This is a genomic window from Serratia microhaemolytica (genome assembly GCF_004011885.1).
GTDB lineage: Bacteria > Pseudomonadota > Gammaproteobacteria > Enterobacterales > Enterobacteriaceae > Serratia_G > Serratia_G microhaemolytica.
In genome coordinates this window covers 1-16,285 of the sequence record NZ_SBEF01000002.1, presented here as the reverse complement: position 1 = coordinate 16,285, position 16,285 = coordinate 1, and the positions used below count along the sequence as shown (strand labels likewise).

The window sequence follows — 16,285 nt, the reverse complement described above, 5'->3', positions numbered from 1 at the left end:
TCGGATCCCATGTCTGAAATGACCCCGCGCGAGATTGTCAGTGAGCTCGATAACCATATTATTGGTCAGAACAAAGCGAAGCGAGCTGTGGCTATCGCGTTGCGTAACCGTTGGCGTCGAATGCAACTTAACGAAGAGTTGCGTCATGAAGTTACACCGAAAAATATTTTGATGATCGGCCCAACCGGCGTTGGTAAAACTGAAATTGCTCGCCGCTTGGCCAAATTGGCTAACGCGCCTTTCATCAAAGTAGAAGCAACCAAATTTACTGAAGTCGGCTATGTTGGCAAAGAAGTTGATTCGATTATTCGTGATTTGACTGATGTGGCAGTAAAAATGGTGCGCTTGCAGTCGATAGAGAAAAATCGCACCCGAGCAGAAGAGTTGGCGGAAGAGCGCATTCTTGATGTGTTGATTCCACCAGCCAAGAACAATTGGGGGCAGCCAGAAGAACAGCAGGAGCCTTCAACCGCGCGCCAGGTATTCCGCAAGAAACTGCGTGAAGGGCAGTTAGACGATAAAGAGATCGAAATCGATCTGGCGGGTGCTCCTCTGGGTGTTGAGATTATGGCTCCTCCTGGCATGGAAGAAATGACCAGCCAACTGCAATCGATGTTCCAGAATTTGGGTAATCAGAAACAGAAGGCGCGCAAACTCAAGATCAAAGAGGCATTTAAGTTACTGGTGGAAGAGGAAGCGGCTAAGCTGGTTTCTTTTGAAGAGCTAAAAGAGCAGGCGATAGAAGCGGTTGAGCAGCACGGCATCGTATTTATCGATGAAGTGGACAAAATCTGTAAGCGCAGTGGCCAAAGTGCTGGCCCGGATGTTTCGCGTGAAGGCGTGCAGCGCGATCTGCTACCACTGGTTGAAGGATGCACCGTTTCAACCAAACATGGCATGGTGAAGACAGATCACATCCTGTTTATCGCTTCAGGCGCGTTCCAGACTAGCAGCCCGGCAGATTTGATCCCTGAATTGCAAGGGCGTTTGCCTATTCGTGTCGAACTGCAGGCACTGACAACGGAAGATTTTGAACGTATTTTAACTGAACCGAACGCATCACTCACCGAGCAGTACAAAGCGCTGATGGCAACGGAAGGCGTGGAAGTTAACTTCAGTGCCGACGGTATCCGGCGTATTGCTGAAGCGGCTTGGCAGGTGAACGAGAATACCGAAAATATCGGTGCCCGTCGTCTGCATACCGTATTGGAACGTTTGATGGAAGAGATCTCCTATAGCGCCAGTGAAAGTGGCGGTCAGTCGATCACCATTGATGCTGATTATGTCCGTAATCATCTCGATGAGTTGGTGAGCAACGAAGATTTGAGCCGTTTTATTCTCTAATCGACGGCAAAATAACAGTCAGTTAGTGCTGTGCGGCAGAGCGGTGACAACAGGCTAACTGACATCATCAATTTATTTTTTAACACAATGTGTTAGCTAGCATGAGAACGGAAGATTAACATCGGATATGCAATCATCAACTGCCATTACCCCAGCTAAGGCTTGGCTGGAAAGTTTGCGGCCGCGCACCTTACCGTTGGCCTTCTCTTCTATTATCGTCGGTTCTGCGGTTGCTGCTTGGCAGGGGCATTTTCAGCTTGGGGTGATGCTGTTGGCGTTGTTAACTGCCGGTCTGTTGCAGATCCTCTCCAATTTGGCCAATGATTATGGTGATGCGATCAAAGGCAGTGATACGGCCGATCGAATTGGGCCGATGCGCGGGATGCAAAAAGGGCTGATCACTCAGGCGCAGATGAAGAGGGCACTGGTTATCACCGTGGTGCTGATTATGCTCTCCGGTAGTGCTTTAATTGCCATCTCCTGTCAGCAACCTAGCGATGTACTTGGCTTTTTACTGCTCGGCGCAGTGGCAATTATTGCTGCTATCACCTATACCGTTGGCAAAAAACCCTACGGTTATCTGGGATTGGGTGATATTTCGGTATTAATATTCTTTGGTTGGCTCAGTGTCGTGGGGAGTTATTACTTGCAAACTCACCGGTTCGAAATGTCGGTGATACTGCCTGCAACGGCGTGCGGTCTACTGGCCACTGCGGTGCTCAATATTAATAATCTGCGCGATATTGAAACAGACCGCGCCAACCATAAGAACACGCTTGCTGTTCGACTGGGAGCACGTAACGGGCGCTATTATCATCTATTGCTACTGCTCGGAGCGCTGCTCTGCTTTGCGTTATTTGCGTTCTATTATCTCGCCAGCTTATCCGGATGGTTATTTCTGCTGGCTACGCCATTGCTGCTGTTACATGGGCGACGTGTATTGCGTGATCAAACAGCAATCGGTATGCGGCCACTGTTGGAACAGATGGTAAAAAGTGCTTTGGTGATTAATCTGCTATTCTCTATTGGTGTGATGCTAAGCTAAAAGAAGCTTGCTTAGTTTTGCGGCGCGGTGAGTGCGGGTAACAGATATTACAACGGTTAATCGATAGTCTGTGACCGTGAGATAATCACAACGCTTACTCAGATTGGCTGGTTGAAAAATATTCATTGTCTGGGCGATTGGCAACGCTGATCACTTTGCTTATCGGCTAAATAAAGCGATATACTGACTTCTCTCGCGGCAAAAGGACCTAGGATCCTATGAAATACGATACTTCCGAACTTTGTGACATTTATCAGGAAGAGGTTAACGTTGTTGAGCCTCTGTTCTCTAATTTTGGTGGGCGTACTTCATTTGGTGGGCAAATTACTACAGTAAAGTGCTTCGAAGATAACGGCCTGCTGTTTGAATTGTTAGAAGAAAATGGTCGTGGTCGGGTGCTGCTGATCGATGGTGGCGGTTCGGTACGCCGTGCTTTGATCAATGCAGAACTGGCTCGTCTTGCGGTTCAAAATGAATGGGAAGGGATTGTTGTCTATGGTGCAGTACGTCAGGTAGATGTGCTAGAGGAGTTGGATATCGGCATTCAGGCGATGGCAGCGATTCCCGTTGGGGCAACCAGCGAAGGCATTGGCGAAAGCGATGTGCGTATTAACTTCGGTGGCGTTACTTTCTTCTCTGGTGACCATTTATACGCCGATGATACCGGCATCATCTTGTCGGAAATGCCTCTTGATATTGAGTAATCATAGCCTAATAGATTAAAGGGTACCGATGGTACCCTTTTATGGTTGCTGCAATTAGACTTCGTCCATTTTGCCCAGTAAACCGCGCAGACGATCTTGCCATGCGTGCTGCTCTTCTTTCAGTTGCTGATTTTCACGTGCCAGCAATTCACGATGTGCGGCGTTGCTCTGCACTTCTTGCGACAAGGCGCTATTCTGGGCTTTCAGCTCTTCAATTTCCATCTGCAACAGTGTGATGGTATCGATGGCTTGTTGAACTTTTGCTTCAAATTTCTCAAATATTTCGAATGACATTCTTTACTCCCCTTAATGATCGTTGGGCCTGTGCCTATTCCCCTGTTACCTGAGATTGCAGGAATCTGGGCTATTTGTGCCCCTTTTAGCTGATAATTTCAGCTAAAAGGAGCGCCGTAATTACCACGCTGCAACGCCAAGCACCCGGAGCGTGAGTGAAGCCACGATCTTGGTTATAGCAGCGGCGAATCTCGCCAAATGGCAGGCGCAGTGATAACAGTGCGTTTGCCGTGATAAAAACTTTTTTCGATAAAATGATTGTAAGTAGCCGACCTGTCACTGTCTAGCAACTTACCGCCTTAAGACAGACTCTATCGTATTTTAACCACTCAACTGACAACAAAAACACGAAATGCACCAAGCCGCGAGACTTGATGAGGTATAACCTCTGCATAACGCACTACGGGCACAGTTTTATCCGCTCATTACTTAACGTTGCAGGAGTGCTGCCCACCTTACTTGGCTACAGTGCTGTTGGCAAGCGCCATTCAAAAGCTGTTAATGGCTGAATGGTGCCTGTAGCAAGAGGCAATCAATAGTCAACAATGTTAAGTGCGATGAACACAGCAGTGAATCACGACGGAATTAGACTTATGACGACCGAAAAAAAATATATCGTTGCTCTCGATCAAGGAACCACCAGCTCGCGCGCAATTGTCTTCGATCACAACGCCGATATTGTTGCAGTTTCACAGCGAGAATTCACGCAAATCTACCAAAAATCTGGATGGGTTGAGCACGATCCGCTGGAAATTTGGTCTTCGCAAAGCTCCACCTTGGTAGAAGTTCTGGCGAAGGCGGATATTAACACCGACCAGATAGCCGCTATTGGTGTCACTAACCAACGCGAAACAACCATTGTCTGGGAGAAAAAAACCGGTAAACCGATTTATAACGCCATCGTATGGCAATGCCGGCGCACCGCCGAGATCTGCGAGCAGCTTAAGCGAGATGGTCAGGCAGAATACATTCGTCAAACCACTGGGCTGGTGGTTGATCCCTACTTTTCTGGTACTAAGGTAAAATGGATCCTTGATAATGTTGAAGGCGCACGTGAAAGGGCAGAGCGGGGTGAACTGCTGTTTGGTACGGTAGATACCTGGCTAGTTTGGAAAATGACGCAAGGACAAGTACACGTCACCGATTACACCAATGCTTCGCGTACTATGCTGTTCAATATTCATCAATTGCAGTGGGATCAGAAGATGCTGGATCTGCTCAATATCCCGCGTGCGATGCTTCCCTCGGTTTGCTCATCATCACAAGTTTATGGTCAGGTCAACATCGGCGGTAAAGATGGCACACTGATCCCGATTGCCGGTATTGCTGGTGATCAGCAAGCAGCACTCTATGGGCAGCTCTGTGTTCAGCCGGGAATGGCAAAAAATACCTACGGTACAGGTTGCTTCCTGTTAATGAATACTGGCAAGAAAGCAGTGCGTTCTGAACATGGCTTGCTGACCACCATTGCTTGTGGCCCGGGTGGCGAGGTGAATTATGCCTTGGAAGGGGCGATATTTATGGGAGGGGCGTCGGTTCAGTGGCTACGTGATGAGTTGAAGCTGATCAGCGATGCTGCCGATTCTGAATATTTCGCCAGTAAAGTACCGGACAGTAACGGTGTTTATGTGGTGCCTGCCTTTACTGGTTTAGGAGCACCTTATTGGGACCCTTATGCACGCGGAGCGATTTTTGGTCTCACCCGAGGGGTAAACAGCAATCATATTATCCGCGCAACATTGGAGTCGATCACCTATCAAACGCGCGATGTGCTGGATGCCATGCAGGCAGATGCCAACACCCGCCTGCAATCACTACGGGTTGATGGTGGTGCGGTGGCGAACAATTTTCTGATGCAGGCACAAGCGGACATTCTCGGTGCCTGTGTGGAACGGCCCGAGGTACGTGAAGTCACCGCACTCGGCGCGGCGTATCTGGCTGGATTAGCTGTCGGTTATTGGAGCAACCTGGATGAAGTGCAGCGCACGGCAACCATTGAGCGCCAATTTCAGCCCTCGATTGACCAAACTGAGCGTGACAGACGTTATCAGGGCTGGAAAAAAGCGGTGGCACGTGCACAGCATTGGGAGCAGCATGAATAACCGTTTGAAAAATCAGCTAACAACCACAGCGGCTGCGTGACGCACACCGTTTGGCTACCGTGACGTACATCAGTGGTTATCGGCACCCAGCTCGGGTGCCGATGTGATTAAGGTGGTTAAACCCGTGTATGCGGTGACTCTCTGTGATCCATCTGCAAGCTGTCAGCCAGTTACACCGAGTTATCCAGCTACAACTTGGCGAAGCATTTACTGGCTGCCTGAATGGTGCGCTGTATATCCTCATCGCTGTGCGCGACCGACATAAACCCCGCCTCAAACGCCGAAGGTGCCAGATAGACACCCTCGGCCAGCATGAGATGGAAGAAGCGTTTGAAGCGCTCGACATCACACTTCATCACCTCTTGATAGCTGGTCACTGAACGGGCATCGGTAAAGAACAGGCCAAACATACCACCGACATAGTTGACCACCAGTGGAATGTTCTGCTGTTTTGCTGCTTGTAGTAACCCTTCGGAAAGCGTTGCCGTCAGGGCACTGAGTGTCTGATGTACACCGGGTTGTGAAATTTCGTTCAGGCAGGCAAAGCCTGCCGCCATCGCTATCGGATTACCGGATAACGTACCAGCCTGATAGACTGGCCCAGTCGGCGCCAACGCCGCCATCACATCGCGCCGGCCACCAAAAGCGCCAACAGGCATCCCACCGCCAATGATTTTCCCCAAGCAGGTGAGATCTGGCTGCACATCATAGTGGGCTTGAGCACCGCCAAGTGCGACGCGAAAACCGGTCATCACCTCATCGATAATCAGCAATGCACCATACTGATCACACAATGCGCGCAAACCGGGTAAAAACTCAGGTTGTGGTGGAATACAGTTCATATTGCCGGCCACAGGCTCGACAATAATACAGGCGATTTCGCCAGGGTATTGCTCAAATGCACTGCGTACTGAGTCGAGGTCGTTATAACTGCAGGTTAATGTATGTTTGGCAAAATCAGCCGGTACACCGGGCGAGTTTGGTTGACCCAGGGTCAGTGCTCCTGAACCCGCCTTCACCAGCAGACAATCGGCATGACCATGATAGCAGCCTTCAAATTTGATAATTTTGTCGCGCTGCGTATAACCGCGCGCTAGACGAATCGCGCTCATGGTGGCTTCGGTACCGGAATTAACCATACGGACCATATCCATTGATGGCACCAGCGTAGTCACCAATTCGGCCATTTTTACTTCCATTTCGGTTGGTGCACCGAAACTTAGCCCACGCTGCACAGCCTCAATCACCGCATTGCGGATTGCTGGGTGATTATGGCCAAGCACCATAGGCCCCCAAGAACCGACATAATCGATATAACGCTTACCATCGGCATCGAACAGATAGGCCCCATTGGCGCGTTCAATAAACAGCGGTGTGCCACCGACACCGGTAAATGCGCGCACGGGAGAGTTCACGCCACCTGGGATAAACTGTTGTGCTTGGGCGTACAGACTTTCGGACTTACTGTGTAGGCTCATTAACCGGCTCCTGGGTTATAGATAGATTGGCTTGGCTGTTAACTAATCGGACACTGCTATTCTAAAGCAGTGTGTCAACTTAGCAAATCGCTGCTTTGTCAGCATGCTGTTGCATGGTGTGCTGGAGCCAATGCCGGCAACAACAGTTGCTGGCCTGAATTTGTCGATGGATGATAATCGCGCTAATCAGTAGCTTGGCGTGGGCTATGCTGGCTGATTTAGCGTCAAGTGCGTTGAATACTTGAACGCGCTAGTCAGGTATTAGATAATCGGGCGCATTCAGTTGGTGATGAGCATCAACTGTGCCAGAAGATAATTGGGAGTCAATAGGATGAGCGATGAAGTAGCACTGCCTTTGCAATTTACCGAGGCCGCAGCCAACAAAGTAAAACTGTTGATTGCTGATGAAGAAAATCCAAACCTTAAATTAAGGGTTTACATTACCGGCGGCGGTTGCAGTGGATTTCAGTATGGTTTCACTTTTGACGAGCAGGTGAATGAAGGGGACATGACGATTGAAAAACAGGGCGTGGCCTTGGTGGTCGATCCCATGAGTCTGCAATATCTGCTGGGCGGCACGGTCGATTACACCGAAGGGTTAGAAGGTTCACGTTTTGTTGTCACTAACCCGAATGCGAAAACCACCTGTGGTTGTGGTTCCTCATTCAGCATCTAGTGACTGGCGGGTGCGATACCCGCCGGTTAACCAGCGCTTACTCAAGAATAAAAGCGGGCAGTTTAAGACGCCAGCGTATTGCAGCCAGACGGATCGCCAAGGTGATCACCATACCCAGAATCATCGCCTGCGGTAATGGCAGCTTGAATAGCGAAAAGGCAACCGCATGGACGGTAGCACCAACAATACAAGCAGTGGCATAAACCTCGGTACGCAGGATCATCGGGATCTCTCGTGCTAATACATCACGGATAATACCGCCACCTACCCCGGTGATCACTCCCATACAGACCGCGACTAACACCCCGCTACCGGCAGCAAAGGCTTTATTGACACCAATACCGACAAATACCGCCAGCCCGATCGCATCAAGCACCGGTAAGATCCATTTTGGTAACCGACGCGGTTTACGTACCAACAGCAGCGTTAACAGACAAGTGATCATGGCCACTATCAACGCAGTGGGATCTTGCACCCAGAACACCGGGCCATTGTCTAGCGCCATATCACGCATGGTACCGCCACCAACCGCCGTCACCACCCCGAGTACCAGCACACCAAATGGATCCATACGCAACTTCCCCGCCAACAACACCCCGGAGATGGCAAATACCGCTGTACCAAGCACATCTAATAAAAACAATAACATCAATCAATCTCCGCCAATTGACGGCACAGTGATTGTGCCGCCAATATGATGCGCGGCCCTGCGCGGTTAAACCAATCTTCATGCAGCGCGATCACCGGCACCGTCAACTGTGGTGCCCAAAAAGCGCGCACATTGGCAATTTGTTGTTCTCCGCCAGCGATCACAATCGCTTCCGGGTGACGCAGTAGCACCTGCTCACGGCTCACCTGTGGCCACGGCACACGGCTATCGGCAAAAATATTTGCAGCACCGCATAGCGCAAGCACCTGGTTTTGCACACTGCCTGCTGAACTGGTCAACAGCGGCTGGGTGCCAAATTGTAGAAACACACGGCGTAGAGCACTATTGGCATAACGACGGGTTAACTCATCAATTTGCTGGCGAAACTGCTGGGCGGCTTGCTGAGCCTGCTCAGGATGCGGGCTGTATTGTGCCAGCCTGTCGAGGGATTGCGCAATATCGTCAATATTTTTTATATCAAGATAAAAAATGGTTATTCCGAGAGAGGCTAGTTGATCTAATGTTTTCTGAGGGTTTCCACCGCGCCATGCCAGGATTAAATCTGGTTTAAGTGCAACGATGCGTTCCAGTTTTATCCCTTGCCAAGAGGCGACAACCTCCAGTTGTTGCGCCGCTGGCGGATAATCTGAGTGAGCGCTCACCGCAATCAGACGCTCACCGAGACCAGCGGCATAAGCCAGCTCGGTAATGTGTGGCGCTAGGCTAATCACCCGCTGAGCGGCATGGCAGGCTGACAGCGGGATAACCAGCACCGGGTACAATAGGGCAAGCAGTAGCGCAGTAACGCGCATATTACACATTACGCGCGAGTAGCTAGCGTTTGCAGCATCGTAGTGACGATCAGTGAAGATTGCTTAGCAGCAATAGTTAAGAATTCATCGAAACTGATATGTGATTGCTGATCAGCCACATCGGAAATAGCACGCACCACGACAAAGGGCGTATTGAACTGATGGCAAACATGGGCAATCGCTGCTGCTTCCATCTCAACCGCCGCCACCTTTGGAAAGGTGGCACGGATACGTGCCAGTGGCTCAGCACCATTGATGAACGCATCACCGCTACAAATCAGCCCACGTACTGCGTGCAGGTGGTGCTGTGTAACCGCCTGTTCAGCGAGGCTAATCAGGCTATTATCAGCGGCGAATGCAGCAGGGCAACCGGCCATTTGCCCTGGTTGATAACCAAATGCGGTCACATCGACATCATGGTAACGCACCTCTTGTGACAGAACGATATCGCCCACCTTCAGGCTGGCATCTAACCCACCGGCAGAACCGGTATTGATCACCCAATCAGGCTGACACTGCTGTAACAGCAAGGTAGCGCCCAAGGCTGCTGCGACTTTACCAATGCCTGAACGCAATAGCGCAACCTCTACTCCATTGATTTGTCCACTATAAATGGCACAGCCAGCCTGCTGATAGGTTTGGCGGTTGACCATTTGTTCACGTAACAAGGTGACTTCTTCTTCCATTGCACCAATAATGCCTACTTTCATAATTCGCTCACTTACAGATCAGAAAATGATATTTGGCGCTATGATGGCGTTCCCAGAGCGGATCCGCAATAGCACCACAGTAGTGATTGGCATTGTTGATGCTGATATGCAGAAAAATGTTAACGGATATCGAACTCTCTCGGTGAATATGTTAAATCTATTGACCAGCTAATCAACGGGTTGAAAAGCATTCATGATCTTGCCTTAGCCATAAGAGGTACAGCGATGTCCGGGATCGACTTTAAGCAAAAAATCAGTTTTCAGCGGCCATTCAGCAAACGTTTAGAGGCCGAAGATGAGTATGAGATTGTGCGCCAATTTGAAAGCGATCGCGGGCGTATCATCAATTCAGCGGCGATCCGCCGTTTGCAGCAGAAAACACAGGTGTTTCCGTTGGAGCGTAATGCTGCGGTGCGTAGCCGTTTGACCCATTCGATGGAAGTACAGCAGGTTGGACGACATATTGCTAAGGAGATCCTCAATCGCTTGAAACAAAAAGCAGAGATTGAGGCATTAGGCCTGAATAATTTGCTGGTACCGTTTGAGAGCATTGTTGAAATGGCGTGCCTGATGCACGATATCGGCAATCCGCCGTTTGGTCATTTTGGCGAATCGGCGATTAACAACTGGTTTCGCAAACAGTTGACGCCAGAGTGTCGGGAAATTGGCAGCGATCGCTGTCGGGTGGCGCTATTATGTTTGCAACCCGATCAGCCAGAACTTAACGCACTGCGTAGTCGTATTCGGCAAGATCTCTGCCAGTTTGAGGGCAACGCACAGGCGATCCGCCTGGTCTACACGCTACAGAAACTCAACTTAACCTTCGCCCAAGTCGCCTGTATCCTGAAATATACCCGACCTGCCTACTGGGTGGATGAGATCCCTGCTAGTCATAACTATTTGATGAAAAAACCGGGTTTCTATCTGGCGGAAGAGGCATTTGTTGATCGTTTGCGGCGAGAGTTGAAGATGGGCGAGTTTGCGCGTTTCCCGCTTACCTACATCATGGAGGCTGCTGACGATATCTCTTACTGTATTGCCGATCTTGAGGATGCGGTAGAGAAAAAAATCTTCAGTTTTGAACAGTTATATCAATATTTGTCTGAAGAATGGGGTGAGGGCAACTCAGAGGATCTGTTTGCCAAAACGGTGGATAAAGCATTTGCCCAGATTGATCGCAGTGGTAACCGCCGCAGTTGTGAAGATCAGTTCTTTATGTATCTGCGGGTGTTCACGGTAGCGCGTTTGGTGCCCGATACCGCCCAGCGTTTTATCGACAACTTACCCGCGATATATCACGGCAATTTTAATGGGGCACTGTTAGAGGGCAGTAGTTCTGCTTATCGGTTGTTAAAAGTCTTTAAAAACGTGGCAGTAAAGTACGTTTTCAACCATCCAGAAGTGGAGCAGTTAGAGTTACAGGGCTACCGGGTGATCAGTGGATTACTCGATATCTACAGCCCATTGCTGGCGATGCCGCTGGCAGATTTTCATCAGTTAGTCCAGAACGATAGCCACCACGCTTTCCCGATTGAGACGCGTCTGTATCATAAACTCCCTACCAAGCATCGTTTGGCCTACATTGAAGCGATCGAAGCACTCAAGCATCTTTCCGAACAGCAAGTGGTGATCCGTGAGTATTATTTCCGCGCCCGACTGTTGCAGGATTACATTAGTGGAATGACCGATCTCTACGCTTATGATGAGTATCGCCGTTTGATGGCAGCAGAGTAAGGGGATGAGTGTTCAAGTGGGACCCGCACTTGAAGTTATCAGGTTAGGCTCCAAGTGCGGTTGAGGCGAGAATTAGAACAGATAGCGAGTAGCAAATACCACTTCGCTGGCAGTAATGCGCGCACTCATTTGTTCATCTTTTAGCCCTCTGACATTGCTGAATTGGTTGTAACCACTGTCAACATTGCCCAGATCAACGTAACGGTAGCCCAGATCAAAGCTCAGACGTGGCAATGGTGTATAACTGACGCCAGCACCGACAGAGTAAACCAGATTATTTTGCGTATTTGCACCATATTGACGTGTGACATTACCCTGCCAGCCGCTAGATTCTATTTTCGCTACACCGAAGCCCAGTGTGCCATAAATCGAAAAGTTATGAGCCAGCGCATAGTCGCGGTAGACATTCAGCATCAAACGCTGCACGTCGATTTGATGATGATTGAAGCTGCTAGAGAAATTGGTTGATCCGCTGGTGTATTCATTTTTCTTGTTGAAGACATATTCCCCTTCGCTGCGCCAACCGTTCGCAAACTGATAACCAGCCGCAATCGCACCATTGAGAAAATTGGCGTTTTCATCACCACGCACAAAGCTGCCAACACTTGGCCGGCTGCTGAGATCCATATTTTTTGCCGATTGCTCTGCTTGCAATAACTTGATTGAACCGTAATAACCCTGTAAATCATCAGCGCCGAAAACGTGACCAGAAATAGTGGCTAAAGAAATAACAAGCATAAGCGGTTTGATATTCATAATTTTTCTCTTTACTGGAAGTTAATAATGATGCGCGACATCGCCATCGATGCAAGCAAAATAACTAGCCAGACGTGAGGAAACAAGTCGGTCAACTACCTAACTTGCTAGGTGTTTTTACTTAGCACCGATTCGATTAGCGCGATGCGATATGCCAGTTTTTCGCCGAGGTACTCACGGTGCATTCAGGTTGTTGCCGCTGAGGTTTTGCATGTGGTCGGCGTGGCGTGCAAGAGCGCGCAACCGATTACAGTCACAGGTGTTGGTGTTAAGTGAGTAGAGTGGCGTAGATGGTGATCAGTTTAACCAACGAGTTAACTTCTAATTTGGCAAACAGGTTAGCACGATGGGCCTCAACAGTACGTGGTGACAGCACGAGATGATTGGCGATCTCTTTGGTCGATTTGCCAGCAATAATTAACCGTGCTATCTCATGTTCACGCGCAGAGAGTGTACTGACCTTGTGTGTTAATTCGCGATCCCTGCTATGTTGCTGTTGTAATAAACGCTGATGTTCTAACGCGGCACCCACCGTTTCGATCAGTAAATCGGCATCAATCGGTTTGGTCAGAAACTCAAACGCTCCATTTTTAAACGCACGGCGACACAAATCGATATTACCGTGGCCGGTCATGATGATAATCGGTAGCTTCAGTTGTTGCCGTTGCCACTCTTCCAGCAGCATCAGGCCACTTTTTCCGGGCATCCGGATGTCGAGTAACAAACAGCCTGATAGCTGCTGTGGCTGCGGTTGTTTTTGCTGAAAATCGCTAATACTTTCATGGCTATATACCTGCCAACCCATGGTGGCTAACAGTGAACTGAGCGAACAGCGGATAGCCTGATCATCATCAATCAGATAGATAAATTGTTCCATCATGCCCTCTGAGCGTTAAAGGGAAAAAAGAGCGTGAAACAGGCACCTTGTCCGGCAATATTCTCTACTTTAATGCTGCCATACAGGCGCTGAACCAGTGTTTCGGTCAATGCCATTCCTAGCCCTAAACCTTCTGATCGGGTGGTGAAAAACGGCATGAACACCTGTTGTAACGCCTGCTCGGAAAGGCCGGGGCCACCGTCAGTAATGCGTAAGGTAATGCCTTGCTCAGAGGCTGTTGCATCGATCGCTACCCAGGAATAACCAGCCAGATGGTGCTGTTGAGCCTGGATCGCATTAATGACAATGTTGTGCAGGATTTGCTCAATCCACACCGGTTCTGTCAGCAAATTGGGTAATGTTTCTGGTAGCCGATTGATAATTTTAACTTTGCCATTGTGGATCTCATTTTCCAATAATAGCGTGACACGTTGCCAGATCTTGGTCAGATTGACGGTTTGCCATTCAATCGGTTGATGTGCCAATTTTTGGCGGAATTGCAGCAATAAGCTACTGATACGCTTTATTTGTATTACGGCAGCATCAAGCAGCGCAGGGATCTGATCTAATTGTTGCTGGTCAAGCAAACGCAGTGCAGCTTGGTTGTAGCTCAAAATTGCCGTCAACGGTTGGTTCAGTTCATGCACGATACCGGTGGTGATCTCGCCCATCGCATTCAGCCTAGTCAGTTCGGCAAAATGTTCACGTAATACCGCGATATTACGCTGCCGTTTATGCAGGTGATACTGACTGACAAAATAAACGATCACCGCCCAGGTTAGTGCTGATAACAACAGCAATAGCCAAGGGAGCCGTGTCCAGTTAGGAATACCACTGGCTACAAGCTCGAAAGGCTGTAGCGTATTGGTTAGTTTTTTATGCCATTGCCAATAGTCCGTCTGCCAAGCCCCGCCCAGTTCAATCAGTGGGGTATTTTGCCAATTTAAGCTAACGTGATGAAAATTTTGTATTTGTGGTAGCTCAAGCAACAATTTGTTGAGATCGATCAGCAATCCAACGTGTTGTGAACGGAGCCAATAAGTTGCTTGGCCCGCAGGCAACAGCGCATGCTCAGCCTCAGTGCGAGTGAGTGGTTTCCAGGTGAGGATCTGGGGAAACTGCTGTTGGATTGCCGCAGGATCACTATTGATAGAAAGCAGAGCAAGTATGGTTTCATGCTGCGAGAGTTTTACTGTTATCTCACGATGTAAGATACGAAAATCGATCGACAACTGTTCATGCTGTTGTTGCAACGCATGGAAAATCAGCGCACCGCCTGAGAGTAAACAAAGCACCAGCCAGATACAGAGTCTTAGCATAATAATTCGAGTTTATTGTTGAAGTTATGACCGGTAATGCAGCGCTGATGGCACATGTTAACGACCCAGCTTTAAAGGTTGTAAATAGCAGTTATGCACCATCCTACGGGCAGCGATGCTATTTTGCCATTGTCCGGTTCAATGGTCACTATGGGTTGAGAGCTGATCTATCGTGTCTCCGCAGTATAACTGCTGGTTTCACAGTGCTGTTTTCAGGAGTTCGGAGAGCAAAATCGACTTCACGTTTTCGCCTGACAGATCAGGTCATAGCGCAATACGCTTCCCTCGCTGCTGTGCTGTAGTAATTGTACGTCTTGCTCTAGGCTGCAAAATAGCGCTGCGCTACTGTACAGTGGCGCGGCATAGGTGATATCTAAAAACAGGATATCACCATGACCAGCAGGTGCATGTTTCAACTCTTTTTTTACCCACTGCTCCAGTTCCAGCGTGACTTTTTGCAGGTCATCCTGCTCTTTCAGCCAATGCACCTCCAGGTTACAGTACTGTTGGTTGAGAGCCAACTCGGCCTGATAGCGCGACTGCTGCGCTTTAGGCAGCAGCAGTGAGATTTTTTCTGCTTTAGCATAGCTGGTTAGAAATTTGGCCAGATTGCCAAGCGTGGGCAGGCCGACGACATGTGGATAGTGTGGTAGCGCTTTTTTCTTGATGATTTGGTAGAGGTGCGGTTTCTTGACGTGATGCAGTGCCATAACGGAGGTAAACATCAGCAGCAAGCCAGTAAAGAGTAATGGAATAAACCAGATGAAAAAACTGGGCCAATCGGCAAAAGGATGAGCATAACGAGCGACGTCTTGCGGACGAAAGAAGCGCAGGATGGTTCTGAAAATCAGGTTTTCATTTAGTGCATCGGCAAACCATCCAGTCAATACGAACACTGAGAGTGCATAACATGATGTTTTCAGATGCTGGATTAACACGGAACGTTCCATTACGTTGGCTCCCCCTTGTCAGACTAAGTGGTTGGGACTGGTGTCAACATCAATAATAGATTACGCCAATATCAATGACACATGGTTAATACTCGCCATGTTAATGCTGGCCACTGCATCCCAGGGCAACCGCATGAATGCATGAACTTTAACCAATGCAGTCGGTGTGTAGTCATAGGTGACCTGTCTAGAACCAGATTTGTGCGTTTAATGCTCTACATTAGTCTTTTTTCCATGCAATTATTGGTCAATAAACATTCGTGATCTTGCCCTGACCAGTGACTGCGGACTGCTTCGGCTAAACTCGCTTCCGTCAGCACCGCAGAACTGATGTAGTAACGGTATTCCAGTGTGGCAGGCTTATCCTTTTCCTGACGATAACCCATTGCAACTCCTACCGTTCTAAGATTTTCCCAGCCAGGAAACTGTTGGCTGAGTTCATCGGCATTCATGATAAAGTGTTGTCGAGCCTCTACTCGCCCATGCCCTTGTTCTATCTGTGTTTCTTCCCGCAAAGCAGGGGCGCTAATTTTCTCTGCAAGTGCCTTTTTAACCGCTTTATATAAATTGCCTTGATTTCCTTTAACGCTGAGAAGATAGTCGCCACCTTGTTTCAGAATTAATGAGGCAATCTCTGTCTGGCATCCCATCGCATCAATCGAGACAAGCGCGCCTTTTAGGTCAAGCAACTTAATTAATTCAGGGATGGCTGTGATTTCATTAGACTTATCAGCCGTTTTTACTTGCCCTATCACCATTTTGTTGGCGGCAGCGTAAGCACTGACCATGTGAATGGCGGAACTTCTGTCATCTCGGTGGTATGAGCTTCGTAGCG

At 48.9% G+C, this 16,285-nt stretch carries 16 protein-coding genes and 1 pseudogene; 7 read left to right on the top strand and 10 right to left on the bottom strand.

All coding sequences use genetic code 11. The features are described 5' to 3' along the window. Window positions 1–9: 9 nt before the first annotated feature. The 3 genes from hslU to rraA all read left to right on the top strand — a co-directional run bounded on the left by hslU (window position 10) and on the right by rraA (window position 3,093). The gene (gene hslU / locus EOJ37_RS02060) at window positions 10–1,344 is read left to right on the top strand and encodes an HslU--HslV peptidase ATPase subunit (RefSeq protein ID WP_127957168.1); all 1,335 of its coding nucleotides are present in this window, start codon (window positions 10–12) and stop codon (window positions 1,342–1,344) included. Window positions 1,345–1,471: 127 nt separating this feature from the next. Then, the gene (locus tag EOJ37_RS02055; protein WP_127957165.1) at window positions 1,472–2,389 is read left to right on the top strand and encodes a 1,4-dihydroxy-2-naphthoate polyprenyltransferase; all 918 of its coding nucleotides are present in this window, start codon (window positions 1,472–1,474) and stop codon (window positions 2,387–2,389) included. Window positions 2,390–2,607: 218 nt separating this feature from the next. Further along, entirely contained in the window at window positions 2,608–3,093 is a 486-nt protein-coding gene (gene rraA, locus EOJ37_RS02050) for a ribonuclease E activity regulator RraA (RefSeq protein WP_127957162.1), read from the top strand. 54 nt (window positions 3,094–3,147) lie between these two features. On the opposite strand, the gene zapB is transcribed toward rraA, so the two are convergent. Beyond that, window positions 3,148–3,387: a cell division protein ZapB gene (gene zapB / locus EOJ37_RS02045; RefSeq protein WP_127957158.1), complete on the bottom strand. Its 240-nt coding sequence runs from the start codon at window positions 3,385–3,387 to the stop codon at window positions 3,148–3,150. 593 nt (window positions 3,388–3,980) lie between these two features. Between zapB and glpK the strand changes: the two genes are divergently transcribed. Next, a complete protein-coding gene (gene glpK / locus EOJ37_RS02040; RefSeq protein ID WP_127957154.1) occupies window positions 3,981–5,489 on the top strand; it encodes a glycerol kinase GlpK in 1,509 nt (502 codons plus the stop codon). A gap of 188 nt (window positions 5,490–5,677) precedes the next feature. On the opposite strand, the gene hemL is transcribed toward glpK, so the two are convergent. Further along, window positions 5,678–6,967, bottom strand: coding sequence for a glutamate-1-semialdehyde 2,1-aminomutase (gene hemL, locus EOJ37_RS02035; RefSeq protein ID WP_127957151.1), 1,290 nt, complete (start codon window positions 6,965–6,967; stop codon window positions 5,678–5,680). Between the two features lie 331 nt (window positions 6,968–7,298). Here hemL and erpA point away from each other — a divergent pair, with 331 nt between their 5' ends. Next, complete coding sequence (gene erpA, locus EOJ37_RS02030; RefSeq protein ID WP_127957148.1) at window positions 7,299–7,643, top strand: iron-sulfur cluster insertion protein ErpA; 345 nt, start codon at window positions 7,299–7,301, stop codon at window positions 7,641–7,643. A gap of 37 nt (window positions 7,644–7,680) precedes the next feature. Here the strand turns inward: erpA and EOJ37_RS02025 are convergent, their stop codons facing one another. Genes EOJ37_RS02025 through mtnN form a run of 3 tightly spaced genes read right to left on the bottom strand, consistent with a single transcriptional unit; the run spans window position 7,681 to window position 9,814 of the window. Continuing rightward, entirely contained in the window at window positions 7,681–8,292 is a 612-nt protein-coding gene (locus EOJ37_RS02025; protein ID WP_127957145.1) for a TRIC cation channel family protein, read from the bottom strand. Further along, window positions 8,292–9,104, bottom strand: a complete 813-nt coding sequence (gene btuF / locus EOJ37_RS02020; RefSeq protein WP_127957142.1) for a vitamin B12 ABC transporter substrate-binding protein BtuF — start codon at window positions 9,102–9,104, stop codon at window positions 8,292–8,294. Before btuF ends, EOJ37_RS02025 begins: the two co-directional genes overlap by 1 nt. Window positions 9,105–9,112: 8 nt before the next feature. Next, window positions 9,113–9,814, bottom strand: a complete 702-nt coding sequence (gene mtnN, locus EOJ37_RS02015) for a 5'-methylthioadenosine/S-adenosylhomocysteine nucleosidase (RefSeq protein WP_127957139.1) — start codon at window positions 9,812–9,814, stop codon at window positions 9,113–9,115. 25 nt (window positions 9,815–9,839) lie between these two features. Here mtnN and EOJ37_RS14375 point away from each other — a divergent pair, with 25 nt between their 5' ends. Together EOJ37_RS14375 and dgt are read left to right on the top strand one after the other, a co-directional pair. Then, window positions 9,840–9,986 (top strand): hypothetical protein, encoded by a 147-nt coding sequence (locus EOJ37_RS14375; protein ID WP_155522471.1) that lies wholly within the window; start codon window positions 9,840–9,842, stop codon window positions 9,984–9,986. Window positions 9,987–10,039: 53 nt separating this feature from the next. Then, complete coding sequence (gene dgt, locus EOJ37_RS02010; RefSeq protein WP_127957136.1) at window positions 10,040–11,548, top strand: dGTPase; 1,509 nt, start codon at window positions 10,040–10,042, stop codon at window positions 11,546–11,548. Window positions 11,549–11,620: 72 nt separating this feature from the next. Here the strand turns inward: dgt and EOJ37_RS02005 are convergent, their stop codons facing one another. From EOJ37_RS02005 to EOJ37_RS01985, 5 genes and pseudogenes are all read right to left on the bottom strand, one after another. Next, window positions 11,621–12,304, bottom strand: coding sequence for an outer membrane protein (locus EOJ37_RS02005; RefSeq protein ID WP_127957133.1), 684 nt, complete (start codon window positions 12,302–12,304; stop codon window positions 11,621–11,623). A 268-nt stretch (window positions 12,305–12,572) separates the two neighbouring features. After that, window positions 12,573–13,181, bottom strand: a complete 609-nt coding sequence (locus EOJ37_RS02000) for a response regulator transcription factor (RefSeq protein ID WP_127957573.1) — start codon at window positions 13,179–13,181, stop codon at window positions 12,573–12,575. Further along, window positions 13,181–14,500 carry a sensor histidine kinase gene (locus EOJ37_RS01995; protein WP_127957130.1) on the bottom strand — a complete coding sequence of 440 codons (1,320 nt, stop codon included), beginning with the start codon at window positions 14,498–14,500 and terminating at the stop codon, window positions 13,181–13,183. The genes EOJ37_RS02000 and EOJ37_RS01995 overlap by 1 nt, the downstream gene beginning before the upstream one ends. 239 nt (window positions 14,501–14,739) lie before the next feature. Beyond that, window positions 14,740–15,450, bottom strand: coding sequence for a hypothetical protein (locus tag EOJ37_RS01990; RefSeq protein WP_127957127.1), 711 nt, complete (start codon window positions 15,448–15,450; stop codon window positions 14,740–14,742). A gap of 272 nt (window positions 15,451–15,722) precedes the next feature. After that, window positions 15,723–16,285: pseudogene (locus EOJ37_RS01985) on the bottom strand (ISAs1 family transposase); the annotation flags it as partial.